Here is a 15,152-nt window from a genome sequence, read left to right as displayed (position 1 = left end):
ATTGAAACTTGGTATAATAGAAAAAGATTACACACGGCTTTAGGCTTAAAATCTATTGAAGAATTTGAAACAGAAATGAACAATCAAAAATTAGCAGCATAATCTCTCTTCTTTTTGTCCAGTTTTTTGTTGCAAGTCCATTAAAGATCTACCACATTTACGACATGCCAAATATCCACGAAGGGGTAATCTCTCATCTATTTCAGAAAACTTATGGATTTTCGTATTATTTTTACCTTTAAATATTTTCTGTACGGCATTATAGGTCTCTTCATCTATAATTGCTGGATGTAATCCTTCAACAATCATCTCATCCTCTTTCTTCCACTCTTTTATTAAAATTTTCCCACAGTATACAGGATTTTTAAGTGTATTAAGCATACTTTGCTTAGTAATCTTTAAACCTCTCTTGTAGTATTTTCTTCTCACTTCTTCAGATGAAAGAACACCTTTTGAATAATCCAAAAAGGCACCTCGTATAAGTGGTGCTATTTCTTCATTTGGAGCTAATGTAGATTTTCCTTCTTCGTTTCTATGATTTACATAGCCAACTGGTGCTAAACCGACAAAACAACCCTCTTTCATAGCTCTACGTAATCCTTGTTTAGTGCGAAGACTTATCTTATCGTTTTCTACTTCTGAAATTACTAAGTAAACTGAAAGCATAATTTTAGAATCTGGCTGTGATAAGTCTAGCGGCTGCTCTATTGCGTTCACTTCTATACCTATATTCCTAAACTGTCTAATTTCTTTATATGCCTCCTCTACATTTCGACCGAATCTATCCCAGCGGGTAAATAATATTCCGTCTATAGTTTTACGATTAGCTTTAACATACTCTCTAAGTTGATTAAAAATAGGCCTATCAAAATTTTTAGCAGAGAAATCTTCTCTAAAATGTCGTAATATTTGGATGTTTTTGTGATTGCAATAAAATTCTAAAACCTGCTTTTGATGAGGTAAACTAAAGCCCTTATTGGCCTGATCATCTGAAGATACTCGAGTATATATTATTGCATTTTGCATTCATTAGACTTCATTAAATATCTTTCATATTCAATCATTGCGAAAAAAAGTAGCTTAGCCCTTATTTTTGATGCACTATCTTTATTGAATTGTTTAGATTTTATATTATTTGACTTATATAGCATAATTACATCTAAAATATGATATATAACACATAAAAACAAATTAAAAATGCTTTATTTGACAATTAAATATATTTTCCTTAATTTTGATTAAATTCAATTAAAATGAGTCTAATTCAAAAATTATTTATTGAAAACATAAGATATTTTAGAAAAGTAAAAAAACTTAGCCAACAAGAAGTTGCTGAGAAAAGCGGTATGTTAGCTTCTACCTATAACAGAATAGAGAATATGAAAGTAACTCCCTCTATAGATACAGCAGAAAAAATAGCCAAAGCTTTAGAAATATCTTTTGTCGAATTATTTCAAGATAGAAAGATTACAAATAAAACTTTAAATCAAAAAATTGCATTGATTGAAAGTTTATCTGATTATAATAAAAATGTTGTAAGTATTATGATGGATACGGTTTTTGAAAAAGATACATTAGAAAAAGAGCAGTATATTAAAATGAATAAAAGATTAACAGAATTAAATAAGATTACAAAATCATAAAAATAACAATCCGCTTTTATTAAAAAAATACGTAGTACTTCAATCCACAGGGATAGTAATCTAAGATGATTTTTTTGCTATTTCACTAAAAAACCACCTCACTTACTCCTTTTTATTACAGTATCTTTAAAGATACGTTTACTTTTGCTAAGAGTCTTAAATTTAGAATTACTATACCCAAAAATAGATTCTTAAATGTGCTTCAATATACTTTTCTTTTCTTGAAAAACATATTGTTTTCCTACTTAACCTTTTGATATGCATTCGTAACGTTAAGTTTTTTCTTTCGATACGATTTGTACAATATTGGAATACTTTATGAATACTTATAAGTATTAAATTTTTATATAGTGACAACTTATCTTTGTAAATCTTTTTAGGTTTTAACAACAAAACCTTATTTATTATAAGTTTAATATTTTCTATAGATTTACTTCCTATTAAAAAACTTATTACTTCTTTTGTCCTCTGTTCAATTGCATAAGTCAACCAGTTTTGCGATTTACCATTAGCAATTTTTATAAACATTTCATCTAATTCAAATTTACAGCCTAACTTATTAAAATATGGAACTATGATTTGTTTACTTATTTTCAGCATTCTTGAAAGCACCGTTTTCTTATATATTTTAATTACTCTAGAAATACCTCGTACACTACAACTTTCTTTAAGTAAAGATTTTATTAAATCGTTTGTTCCCTTTTTACAAGCTTGGTAACTATATTCTAACTGAAAACGATTATTACAAATTTTAAATTTATAGCGTTGTCTATTATTTTGAAATCCATTTTTAACCGCAACACTATTACATTTTGGACAATATGTTTTTGTCATGACCTTTTTTACTACATTACCAGCTATGAAGTGATGTCCATTTTTAAACCGGAAATATAAATTTATGTTATTTTATACACCTATATTCCTCTTCTCTTTTGCTATTTTAGAATTATAAAAACGAGATAAGAAGTCATAGCAAACCATTTCATTTAACCTGTTTTTAGATTTAAAAATTCTGTTCATTAACATATGTATATAGCTAGCCATTAAATCATTGATTTCTGGTTCTAAATTATTTTCTTCTTTAATTTTTAGAATGGCAGAAACTATTTCTTTGGTATTATTTACATTTTCTTGTAGGACTTCTATTATAGGCTCGTAATCTGGTTTTTCATTACTTTTGAAAGAGATGAAATCTTCAATTTTATCTCTTTCAATTCTATATTTATCATTTAATTGTTTTCCTAAGAATTTAGTTTTTCCAAATTCTATAGCATATCCTATTTTTAAATCATTTAACAATTCCAGTTTTTGTTCTGTGGAATATAGAAAACTGTCTAGAAATGAATTAATCGCTTTCATTGCAAAGAGCCATCGTAATTCTTCACCTTCTTCACCTTCAATCATATCAATAAAATCTACAACCATTTTGCTTTCATAATAGAATAAATTTTCGGCTAATTCAATTGTGTTACTTCCATAACGGGATAATTCTCTTAGGTAAGTATCTAATTGTACTTTCCAAATCAATCCTTGATTTGTATATTCTTTTAGTTGTTGATGGAACTCATTAATTACAATTCCAATATTTTCTTTTTCTATGCAATATAATCGCAACCTTAAATGGTATTTAGGGTCATTGTATCGAATAAAGAACCATTTGTCTATAATATTATTACTTATAAACTTTTCTGATATCGGTTTGATTATTTCAGTTAATATGGCGTCAGATGTTTTAGGTCCTAAATATATTTTATAATATATCCAATGGTCACCTAATATATATTTACTTTGAACGTTATTAGACATTAGTCTTGGTTAATTGAATTCATTAGTTTTTTTTCATTATAAAATGACATTATTATTTGGTTTGTACAATACTTCGTATTTTGTTTTACAGGGCTGTTTTCTCCAGACAGGAATTCTTTTAATTGGAACTCAGGTCTTTTATTAACAATATTTAGCAGCATTCTAACAGAGGTAATATTTTCAAAGTTTACTAATAACTGATTGTCTCCATCTACTAATGACACATACCTTGGCAACTTTAATTCTAGCCGGAATTGTTTTATTAATTGATGTAAGGTTTCATCATCATTTACATTTTTAACTAATGACTCAATTTTATGTTTTTTTAAAAACCAAGTTGCCTCAAATAATATAAGATTATTAAACTCTACTCTAGGTAAAAATTCATAATTATCTTTTAAAGGCCCATAGTTAAACCACATTTCACTTCTAGTTTTTTGTGTTTGTAAATCACATAAAAAATGATAAATAGGAAGTGAATTATAAATATAATTATGAGCGTTAGACATGCGAGGAATAACTTCTTTGTTATATTTTTTTGACCTTAATATAACTCTTGTACTGTTTTTTATAGAGATCATAAGATCATTTATTGGAAGTTGATTAGCAATAGGCCTAACAGATTTGGCTAAATACGGAATTTCATACTCGCGGAAATTAGGGCGCATTAGTATGTTACCAACTCTAGACTCAGGCAAATGAACAATTTCTGCAACAATTTTATTTTTATTAATAGAGAATTCAACATCTGTAATTTCCCTTACTAAGCTTTTAAGTTCTAAATCCCCATGACAAAAACGTCCTAAAAGATTTGCAGCGCTTGACCCTCCGTACCCATCAAATTTAATTTTTTGCTCACCATTAATTTCTAGCATTTCAATCATACATGAAAAGGTGTCTGGCAGATTGTTCCAGTTCTCCTCCATATCTTTAAAATCATTTTCTGAAATAGAAATTGTATACGCGCCTTTATTAGAGGCTTCAATTAATTTTTTATGAAAAAAAGTGTCGATAGAAGACCACTGAATTTCCTTTACGTCATGCTTAACTTTTTTAGTTTCTAAAAAGAGATCATCTACTAATGGATTAATATCACCTGAACCTTGATCTTGTTTATATCCTATACCGCTTTCTGTATCTAGAGCTAAAGATAAAGGGACTTCATTTCCTTCAAATCTTTCGTAAAAAGCATCCTTGAATTTTGTAAATGTGTTAGACTTTTTTTGGGTATGTATTTTATTTAATAACCTCAAACCATTTTTAATGTCTTTTATTATCTTTTTGTCTAAAGTATTGTTTTTTTTGCTAAGCATCATATCTGTTTGAAACATGAACTTTGGATTAATTTCTGTTTCGAAACCTTTTAAAAGTGTAATGACTTTTTCATATTTATTGACGTCATTACCTATAGTTTTATCAATGTCTTTTAATTCAAACCTAACTTTTTTTAATTTTTGAGTTATATCATCAACATTATTTAATTTATCTAATACAGAAAACATTTGGTCTAAAAACTCAGGGCCAGACACAGAAGGTTCAAATTCACTAACTAACAATTGATTAGATATTAGTTCCTCAACGTAATAACTAGCATCGGCATAGGTAATATCTTCATTCACCAATGTTTTTACTAAATCTTCTAATTTAGCACCTTCTTTTGCTTTTTTTATAACCTTATCGAGATAATTAGTATTATCTACAGATATAATGAAATGATGTCGCATACCTTTGATATATTGATATTCTATATACCTTAATTGACTTCCTGTTATATAAATACTTGTATTAGGAAAGAAGAGTAATTGTTTTTTAATATAATCTATTTTAGCGAGATCTTGAGATAAAGCAACTAGATAATTCATGTCTAATCTAGTGTGACGCTTATGTTTATTAATTTCGTTAAGGCTTATATTTGTTTTATCATTAAACTTACCTACTGAGCAACCTGCAAATAAGCCGAAAGGGGTACACCTAGAGGACATTCTAGAAATATATTTTAATATGGAAAATTTAAGCCTATCAATATCCTTTTTGCTATCAATTTTACCATTAACCCATAAATCTGCTACTTTTGATAAGTCTGGCGAAGCTAAAAAAATCGCTTCTTTGATACTTTTGTCCGCATAAAGATCTTTAAACTGCTCGTCTGTTATTTCTTTTTTTGATGTGATTTCTCTGTATAAATCAAAAGTTAGTAAAGGGCTTCTTAGAACGTAATTTGAAAAACTTTTATATGGAAAATTTCTACTCATTTATTAGTTAACTTATCATTAAACATTCATCCCAATTAGAATCAAAATTGCCTAAATGAGCAATCATAGCTAAACCTATACCTGTTATTCCAGTTAAGAAACTAGTACTTTTAGACCATTCCTTTTCATCAGGATCCCACATTTTATAGCCTGCATAACCATCTGTAAAATGTCCCATTTCAACACCATTCTTTATCCAAAACTCTGACGTTTCTTTAAAAATTTCTTCTCCGGTCTCTTTATATATTCTATTATATATCAATGCATTTCCAAATGAGCCGTGGCAAATCCCTGCATCTGCAACCATTGTTTTTTCAGGGGTTCTTCTTCTAGTGGTATGTTTTAGTATCCTTAGCGACTCTTTGTTTAAGTCATCGTCATTTAATGCTTTAGAGGCTTGCAATAGAGCAGCACCAATTCCTAAATCTCCATAACACCAAGCTATTCTGCTAGGCCCTTCTGGTTCGCCATTTGGTAAAACCCAAATTGGGAAACAAGAAAGGCTATTGGGGTCGGTACTTTTAAAGCTTAAAACATAATTTATACTTCCTTTTAACAATGGAGTTACTTTATCTTTAAAAACTACTTCTTTATGAAGTTTCGACAACATTGAAATAATACTAGAGACCCCATGTGCTAGACATATACCATAACCTTCTTTTCTAGGTATATATGTTAAAAAAGAGGACCACTTTATTTTATCATCTTCTTTTTCAGATATCTTTTTTAAAGAAGTAATGAATTCAAGTAAGATTTCTGTGTATTTTTCTTTTAAGCTATTGGATTTAGTATTTTTATATCTATTAAAAAAATAGCAAGCTTGCCCAATTGCTCCATAAAGAAGATCATAATTTTTTTGTTTTAGATTAGTATTCATTGCAGTAAGCAAATAATCATCTAATTCTTCAAGTATCCCATCACTTTCAACATCAATAAATTCATTTAATTCAAGAAAATCTAAGAACCAGCCAAATCCTGCAATTCCATTTGAGAAAAGAGAAGAATTATACCCACCATTTATTTTTTCAATGATATCTCCTAAAATAGTAACCCCAAAATTTGCGTTATCAGGAGTATCTAAATATTTTGAATAGTAAAATTGAAACAGTGCCATTCCAGAAAGACCAGATATAACGCCTATATTATTTTCATTGCGATATTCTTTTTTTATAATTTCATCAATTTCCTTGAGTTTTGTCTCGATTATTTTTTTAGTCATAGTTCAGATTTTTATCTGAAATAATAGTCCATTACCATATGGAGTATTGGTTCATCATCTATTTTAAGAATCATAAGAGAATAAAGAATTAATACAATTACTAATAATAAGATTACCAGTCCGTATTTTACAATAGAGAACTTATTTTTATCCAACTCTTTTTCTAGATTATTTTCCATAATTTATGAACCTAATTCTAATTGGTTTTTTACTAGATTGTAATAATTTAATTTATTTTTTACTAGTTCTTTATGAGAGCCTAGCTCAACAATTTTGCCTTCTTTTAATACTACAATTTGATCTGCATTTTTTACTGTACTTAATCTGTGTGCTATTATAACTACAGTTTTATTTTTAAAAAAGGCTTGTAAATTATTATGTATTATTTTTTCGTTTTCGGCATCAAGTGCACTAGTCGCTTCATCAAAAAAAATATAGTGCGGGTTTTTATAAACAGATCTAGCAATCAATATTCGTTGTTTCTGTCCTCCTGAGATTCCATTTCCAGAAGCTCCAATTTTGGTTTTCAATTGTTGAGGAAGCGCAGTAATAAATTCTTTAATGTTAGCTGTTTTAATAGCAAATTCAAGTTTATCTTGATCAATTATTTCTTCACCTGTTGCAATGTTTCTTTCAATTGTATCGGAGAAAATGTATCCTTCTTGCATAACAACACCACAATTATCTCTCCAGTTTTTGGGTGAAATATTTAATAAGTTATGCTCATTTATATTAATTTGTCCTCTAACAGGGTTATAGAATTTTAATAATATTTTCATGAAGGTTGTTTTACCACTTCCACTAGCTCCAACTATAGCTGTTGTTTTTCCTTCAGGTATAAATAAGTTTATATTTTTTAAAACGAATGGCGATTTTGGCCCTTCATATTGATAATCTAGGTTATGAATTTTAATTCCTTTTTCAATATCATTTTGATAGCTTAAATCTTTGTCGGTAAGTTTTATTTGTCCTTCTTCTTCTTCTTCTTCTTGATCTTGTACTTCACTTAAACGTTCCATACTTAATCTCGCATCTTGAAGTGATCTAAAGAAGTTGATTAACTGGTTTACTGGAGAGTTCATTTGGCCAATTATGTATGCAATAGCTAGCATAGATCCTAAAGTAATGTTTCCAAATATAACTTCTCTTGCTGCAATGAATGTTACTAAAATGTTTTTTAACTGATTAATAAAATTAAATCCCATTAATTGAAACTGGTCTAATTTTAAGACTCTAAGGTTTACACCAAAAAGCTTGACTTGAATGTTTTCCCATTCTCTTCTTTTAAAATCTTCAAAGCTATTGAGTTTAATTTCTTGAATACCATTTATCATTTCATAAATAGATTCTTGATTTTCACTTCTTCTTTGAAAACGATAATAATCTAAAATCCTTCTCTTTTTAAGAAAATATACAGACCATAAAATTGCGATTAATGTTAAAATAGAATAAGCTACTACTATTTTATAGTCATAATAAAGTAGTACAAAAAAGAATATTGAAAAATTAATTATTGAGAATAATGTTGTTAAACTTTGCGAAGTTAAAAACTCTTCTATTCTTTCATGATCTTGAATTCTTTGATTAAAATCTCCTATTAGCTTTGAATCAAAAAAATTGATTGGTAGTTTTAATATTTTTTTAAAGAAATCTGAAATAATACTAATATTGATTCTTGTTCCTATGTAAAGCATAATCCAATTTCTAACAATCTCAATAATAATGGAGCCTAAAAATAAAAAGACTTGAGCTAGTAAAATAATAAAAACAATACTTAAACTTTTGTTTTCAACACCTTTATCAATTAAAGATTGTGTAAGGAAAGGGAATATTAATGTAAATAAACTTCCAGCTAATAAGCCCAAGAAAAGTTGAAATACTTCTTTTTTATATGGTTTTAAAAAGCCTAATAGAAAATTAAAATCTATTCTCTTTTTTTTGAGAACTTCTTTTTTATGAAATTCTTCGGTAGGGTTTAAAAATAAAGCAACACCTTTATCATTTTGGGTTAACCATCTTGATTTAAATTCATTTTCATTTAAAGACATTAAGCCATAAGAAGGGTCTGCAATTTTGTACTTATATTTTCCAGTAAGAATATTTTTCTTATGGTTATACAGTACTACAAAGTGATTTTGGTTCCAATGAAGTACACATGGAAGCGTCCCTTCAATATCTAGAGTTTTTAAATCTAATAGACTAGCGTAAGTATTAAAACCGATTTTTTCGGCAGCTTCAGAAATACCTCTTAAACTAACACCGTCGCGTTTTAAATATGAAATTTCTCTGATGTAGTCTATTTGGTGTTTTTTTCCAAAGTAAGCAGATATCATTGCAATACAAGCTGGACCACAATCCATTTGATCATGTTGAGGAATCAATTTCATAAATTTCTATTCTATTTCTTTAATTAATTTTTAGTTCTTTTTGTAGATTAAATCTTTTACTTATTTCTCTAATATTTACCAGCATTTTTTGAGGATCATCTGTCATGTCATATATAATAAATTCATCAATACCATATCGTTCTTGAAACCCTAATAGCATTTCGCACAAAGAATCGATAGTTACAGGGAATATTATAAAGTTTTCATTTTCACCTTTTCCATAATGCTCTAACAGTTTGTCATACTCTTTTTTTGCATCTTCCATAGTGTCTCCAACGCATATTGAAATACCATAGTTTATTTCTGGATAAAAATTATGTTCATTAAAAAAGTCTTGTTTAAATTTTATAACATCCTCTTTTTTATATTGATTTTCGTCTGTTGATGAGTGAAATAGTGATCTACAATAGTTAAGTTTATATTTAATTGCTGTGCTAAAGTTTCTATAAGATGTTGATAGATACCATATTTCTGGTGGTTTCCCGCCAAAAGGAGGTATTACTATTTGATTCTCCTTTAAGTTTTTCTTTTCATTCTGGAGTAGGTCGCAAATCAATTTTAATTTATCATCAAATTGTTCTTTTAAATTTTCTCTCTCCCCCAGAGTTTTATCCATTTTTACAACTTGACGGCTCTCTACAAGTCCACTTCCTTTAGCCAAACCTAAATCTATTCTATCGTAAAAAAGATTATTCATTAACTTATAGTTCGTTGCTACTGGGTATGTATTAGACATTAGTATTGTAGAACCTGCAGAACCAACCTTAATGGTATCTGTCATTCCTGCAATAATACTAATTAGTATATCTGGATTAGTAAACGCCATTGTAGTAAGTGATCCATGATGTTCACCTAGCCAAAATCTAGAAAAGCCTAGTTTATCTGCCTCAACAGCATATTCTATTATTTCTTCAATAGTAGCCATGCTATTTTTATCAATTCGATAACCGTATTCTAGAAGTCCTATTTTTAGGGGTTGTTTTGTCATAATTAAAGTCAATAAATTAAATTTTTTCTTTATAATTTGCTTTGCCTCATTTTTCTATTAATCTTTAATAATATATATATATTGAATGCTATTAACGTTATGATGATTAGTGAAAATTTAAAAAGCGTAAATAATCATGTCCCAATTCTTTTTCATGAGCCATTAACATAATTCCTATGCCGCAAATACCTTCTGAAAACGATAGATGTGTATAATCATATTGCGAATTATAATTAGAAAGATAACCAGCCCACTCTGATTTTTTGTTATCCATATTCAAGGTAATTTGCCTCCAATGATTTATAGCTTTTTGTAGTATAGGATTTTCCAATTTTGTATTCACTTTACTTAATAGAGCACATAAGCCAGACGAGCCATAAAACAAACTTGCATCTTTTGTGTACTCTTCTTTATCGTCTCTAAATTTTGATGCATTCTCAATAATATTTTTACCTATTAAAAAAAAATCATTATTATGTAATATTGTTCCTGCATTAAGAAACGTATACCCTATTCCTATATCTCCATAACCTAAATCTTGATGGTTTAATTTTTCGTTTTCATTAACTTCTAATCTAAACCAATTGGTTCCTTTTTTTTCATTGAATTCGCATAGGAAATTTAAACCACTTGTAATCAGTGATTTTAAATTTTTATATGCTATTTTTCTTGAATACGCTTGAAGTAAGAAATTAATAATACCAGCGACACCATGAGTAACTCCAAGTAGAGTTACTGGTTCTTGAGAATTTTTAAAATTAGACTCCCAGTATACAAAATTGTCAACTTTTATAGATTGTTCATCTATAGCTTCTAGTAAGCTTATTAATTCTGAATTAACATCTATAAATTCTGATCTATACAATAAATAATAACCTGCTTTGACAGCTCCAAACATTGGGTTTAGGTTCTTTTTTTCAATTTCTTCAAACAAAAAACATTTGATAATTTCATCAGAATCGGTTAAGAGCTCATTAATATCTTCTGTATCAAGAATCTTTTTTTGATATAAGAAAAATAAATAATCTCCTAAATCAATAATATTGTTTATGATATTAGTTCCTTTATAACTTTCACTAAGACCTTCAATACTTTTCTCTAAATATAATATTACATCATTTAAATAGGTTTCGTCATTAGTATATAAGTAATAGTAATAATGGTATAATGACATACCTAATAAGCCATCTAAGATTCCCATATTAACAAATTTAGAATCATTTTTTAGTAAGACTTCGCGAATAAGGTTTGGTTTTATATCAATATCTTTTATAATCACTTTTCTTTATTTTTTAGTTATTGTTTTAAAAACAATTAAATCTAAATCTAGTTAGACATGGGTAGAATACACAAAAAAATGTAACATACAACGTTGTTTCACATTCTTAAAGGTTCGATATTTAGATGTAGTCTTCAGTTTGAACTTATTCCTGTTTAGTTTTCTATTCTAAATTTTTCCTGATTCACATGCTTTTGAATTACATGAGGCAAAAAAACATGATATACCTTTTGCTAAACCACCTTTTGTAATTTACATATAACTTCTTTATTCAGTTCTAAGGTTTAATTTAATTTTTTTCATAATGAATAATTTTAAACTATTAATAAGTAGCTAGCTTAAAAAAGCTAGCTACTATCTAAGAAATTACTGCATTTTAAAGCGCTTCTATATCTTTCTTAGTATTACACGAACAACAGATACATGAACCTGCAGGTGCTAAACCACCTTTAACATTAGCTAATTGTTCTTCTTGTAACTTACTTACAACTTTTTTGTTTAGTTGTAGTCCTTTGTTTAATTTAATTTTTTTCATAATAAATGATTTTAAATTATTTAATAAATTGAGATGCATTTTTATGTCATAAAGCTCTTATTGGACATCTTAAACCTGCAAGTTTACTTTTGTATATTTTTAATTTTTTTTGAGAACTAATTTCCTATTCTTCTTTTTTCTTCTTCATTACCAAAGTCTTTTTGACTAACATTTATCTTTTTATTACCCAAATTATACCTTAGAGATATTCTAAACCTTCTGCTATCATAATAGTTTTCATAAGTAGTTCTTACACCATTACTAAATGCGGTAGCTTCTGTTATTTGCCCCTTAAATAAATCACTTCCAGTAACTGTTAATTGTAAATCTCTTTCTAAAAAGAAGAATTTAAAAGAGAGGTCCACACTAGAACTAGATGAGGTTTTATAAATATCATACACACCAGGAAAACTAAACCATGCATCAATGCTTGATATTATAGTTTTATCTTTATTTAAAATAAAACTATTACTAGTAGATAAATAGGTGTTTACACCATTTTGGTTATCATTTATAAAACCTAAAAGCGATTCTGTATAGCTATAATTAATGTTTAATGTATTAACACTTTCCCATTCTTTCCACTTATTAAATGTGTAAGATTCGATAATCCCAAAAGTATAACTGTTATAATAATTTTCAGGCTTTATTGCTCTAACCCCTGTCTCATTATTTATAGCTACAATTTGACCAAACCCGTCTTTTACTTGAGAAAAATAAACACTACTTAACCACTTCTGTTGACTTGTGTAAGAGAACTCTACATTATCAGAAAATGACGGTTGTAAAAAGGGAGCCCCTTCAACAAATAAATACGGATTTTGGATAATTCGAAAAGGGTTTAGATATTCAAAACCAGGTCTAGATATTCGTTTATTGTAACTTAATGAGAATATATTGTTTTCATTAGAGGAATAATTAATATAAGCGCTAGGAAAAAATCTGATATAATCATTATTATTAGTTTGATTCAACTGAAGAGATAATCCTTCTGTAGTTGTGTTTTCCATTCTAAGGCCAATTTTAGCACTCCATTTATCATTCAACTCCTTATAGGCAGAAACATAAAGAGCTGAGTTGGTTTCTTTGTATTCAAACTGATTGGTTTGATTTAAGTCTATAATTGGAATTCCTGTCGTTGTGTCAAAAAAACTTATGTCATTATTACTATTAATAAAGGACAGTTTTCCTCCAAAATTGAGTTGAATATTTTTTAAAGGAAACTCAACATCTACTCTTAGCGAATAATTATTAATTTGTTGTCTGCCATCATTTTTTCCAGAATTAAAACTTTCTGGTGTTTCTTGTCCGTTATTAAAAAAATTGGAAGTATCGTATACTCTATTACTTTTATCTAAAAATGTAAAATAATCTAAATTAAGAGCAATATTTTTTCCAATAGAATCTAATTTATAATTAGTATGAAAATTAATTGAGTGTAATGGACTTGATTGATTAATTAATGATTTAGAAATGATTAAGGAATCTATAACGTTAGTTACTTTATTTATTACTTGAGTTCTATCATTTTTATTTTGTACTCTCGTATCATCATACCCTAATTGATACTGAAAGCCTGATGACAACTTTTCGCTCCATTCATAATCAAGAGCTATCCTTGTACTAAGGCTATTATCATAAAAAACTCGTCGAGGGTTTTCGCTATCCCAAAGTTGATTCTCAAATTCAAATTCATTTGTATCTGTAATTTGTTTAGAACCTTTATCGTAAGACGCATTTACATATAAAGAGGTTTTGTTTTTTCTATACCTAAAACTCCCTGCTATATTACCTTCAGGATAGGTATATTGAGTGAAGGTCGCTCTCAAGCTCGACTTCCAACTATTACTTACATTTTTTTTGTAAATAACATTAATTAATCCACTATTACCATCAGCTTCATATTTTGAAGGAGGATTAGTAATGATTTCTATTTTTTTAATTTCTTCAGAAGGAATTGATTTTAAGAAATTAATTAAGTCATCTCCAGATAAGTTAACAATATTACCATCAACTAATACTCCCATCTTACTTTTTCCTAACATAATGATTTCATCATTTTTAAGTCTTATATGAGGAACTACTTTAAGAATGTCCGTTACATCCCCTCCCGAAGCAGAAATAGAATTTTCGACATTGAAAATTAATCTGTCCACTTTTTTTTCTATTAAGTTTTTTCGTGTAGAAAGAATAATTTCGTCTAAGGTGTTTTTATTTTCTTTTAAAGTGAAAACACCTAAATCCTTATCTTTATTTAAAAGAATATTAATAGAGGTTGTCTCATATCCTAGATAACTAATAGAAAGTTTATATTCTCCTGAATTAATGATAATATTAAAACGTCCTTTTTCGTCAGTAATAGTTCCTGTTAAAATCTCACCATTTTCATTAGTAAGTACAATATTTGCAAATTCAATAGCTATGCTTGATGAATCTACAACCACCCCCTTAACTTCTATTTGTGAGTATGATAAACAACTGATAGATAACAAAATAATAGTTAGTCTTGCTGAGAACATTAAAAATATTTTTATAAATTTACTGAGTTATATTTTTAATCACATAATCTTTAAGCATACAAAAAGTAAGGCTAAGCCTTACTTTTTGTATTTTTATTTTTCATACCCAATTTAGGGCAATTCAAACTTATCGGATGCAAGCTCTCGATAATCTCCTGCAGTTCTGCTTGTTATGATAATCAACACTTATCCTGTATTAAAGTTAATGAAGTTTCTACTTTACTAAAAATCTTGTAAAAGAATGCTTGTTTTAGAAATTCTAACAAACTCTATCTTTTTCTAATATAACTAAAAAACAGTAACTAGCATTTTCACTAATTACTGTTTTAATTGTCTATCTACTTTATTTCTAGCATGTCCTAATTTGAAACACTACCGAATATTGGACATGCTATATTTGACAGGACAGTAAGAAGCGAGTTTATATATTTATAAACTTTAATAAAATAACAATGTCAAAACCACGAAATTTTTACACCAAAGAATTTAAACATAAAGCTGTAGAGCTTAGTTATGCAAAAGGA

General features: G+C 28.0%; 11 protein-coding genes. 1 reads left to right on the top strand and 10 read right to left on the bottom strand.

The window, feature by feature from the left end:
• Nucleotides 1-90 precede the first annotated feature (90 nt).
• On the bottom strand, nt 91-1,026 hold the full coding sequence (locus tag ACVC08_RS00410) for a recombinase family protein (protein ID WP_452600541.1): 936 nt from the start codon (nt 1,024-1,026) through the stop codon (nt 91-93).
• A gap of 227 nt (nt 1,027-1,253) precedes the next feature.
• On the opposite strand from ACVC08_RS00410, the gene ACVC08_RS00405 reads away from it, so the two are divergent.
• Nucleotides 1,254-1,643: a helix-turn-helix domain-containing protein gene (locus tag ACVC08_RS00405; RefSeq protein WP_452600540.1), complete on the top strand. Its 390-nt coding sequence runs from the start codon at nt 1,254-1,256 to the stop codon at nt 1,641-1,643.
• Between the two features lie 171 nt (nt 1,644-1,814).
• Here the strand turns inward: ACVC08_RS00405 and ACVC08_RS00400 are convergent, their stop codons facing one another.
• The 9 genes from ACVC08_RS00400 to ACVC08_RS00360 form a co-directional block, all read right to left on the bottom strand.
• Entirely contained in the window at nt 1,815-2,477 is a 663-nt protein-coding gene (locus ACVC08_RS00400; protein WP_452600538.1) for an IS1 family transposase, read from the bottom strand.
• Nucleotides 2,478-2,549: 72 nt separating this feature from the next.
• Entirely contained in the window at nt 2,550-3,449 is a 900-nt protein-coding gene (locus ACVC08_RS00395) for a thiopeptide-type bacteriocin biosynthesis protein (RefSeq protein WP_452600536.1), read from the bottom strand.
• On the bottom strand, nt 3,449-5,701 hold the full coding sequence (locus tag ACVC08_RS00390) for a lantibiotic dehydratase family protein (protein ID WP_452600535.1): 2,253 nt from the start codon (nt 5,699-5,701) through the stop codon (nt 3,449-3,451). Before ACVC08_RS00390 ends, ACVC08_RS00395 begins: the two co-directional genes overlap by 1 nt.
• Nucleotides 5,702-5,708: 7 nt before the next feature.
• A complete protein-coding gene (locus ACVC08_RS00385; protein WP_452600534.1) occupies nt 5,709-6,920 on the bottom strand; it encodes a lanthionine synthetase C family protein in 1,212 nt (403 codons plus the stop codon).
• A 182-nt stretch (nt 6,921-7,102) separates the two neighbouring features.
• Nucleotides 7,103-9,307, bottom strand: coding sequence for a peptidase domain-containing ABC transporter (locus ACVC08_RS00380; RefSeq protein WP_452600533.1), 2,205 nt, complete (start codon nt 9,305-9,307; stop codon nt 7,103-7,105).
• 19 nt (nt 9,308-9,326) lie between these two features.
• Nucleotides 9,327-10,295, bottom strand: coding sequence for an LLM class flavin-dependent oxidoreductase (locus tag ACVC08_RS00375; protein ID WP_452600532.1), 969 nt, complete (start codon nt 10,293-10,295; stop codon nt 9,327-9,329).
• 106 nt (nt 10,296-10,401) lie between these two features.
• Nucleotides 10,402-11,574 carry a lanthionine synthetase LanC family protein gene (locus ACVC08_RS00370; protein ID WP_452600531.1) on the bottom strand — a complete coding sequence of 391 codons (1,173 nt, stop codon included), beginning with the start codon at nt 11,572-11,574 and terminating at the stop codon, nt 10,402-10,404.
• A gap of 376 nt (nt 11,575-11,950) precedes the next feature.
• Nucleotides 11,951-12,109 carry a class IIb bacteriocin, lactobin A/cerein 7B family gene (locus tag ACVC08_RS00365; RefSeq protein WP_452600530.1) on the bottom strand — a complete coding sequence of 53 codons (159 nt, stop codon included), beginning with the start codon at nt 12,107-12,109 and terminating at the stop codon, nt 11,951-11,953.
• Nucleotides 12,110-12,225: 116 nt separating this feature from the next.
• Entirely contained in the window at nt 12,226-14,628 is a 2,403-nt protein-coding gene (locus ACVC08_RS00360) for an outer membrane beta-barrel protein (protein WP_452600529.1), read from the bottom strand.
• Between the last annotated feature and the right edge of the window lie 524 nt (nt 14,629-15,152).

Source organism: Pontimicrobium sp. MEBiC06410, from assembly GCF_053601615.1.
The sequence above is the reverse complement of the archived record's forward strand: the minus strand, read 5'-3'. Positions and strand labels throughout refer to the sequence as shown.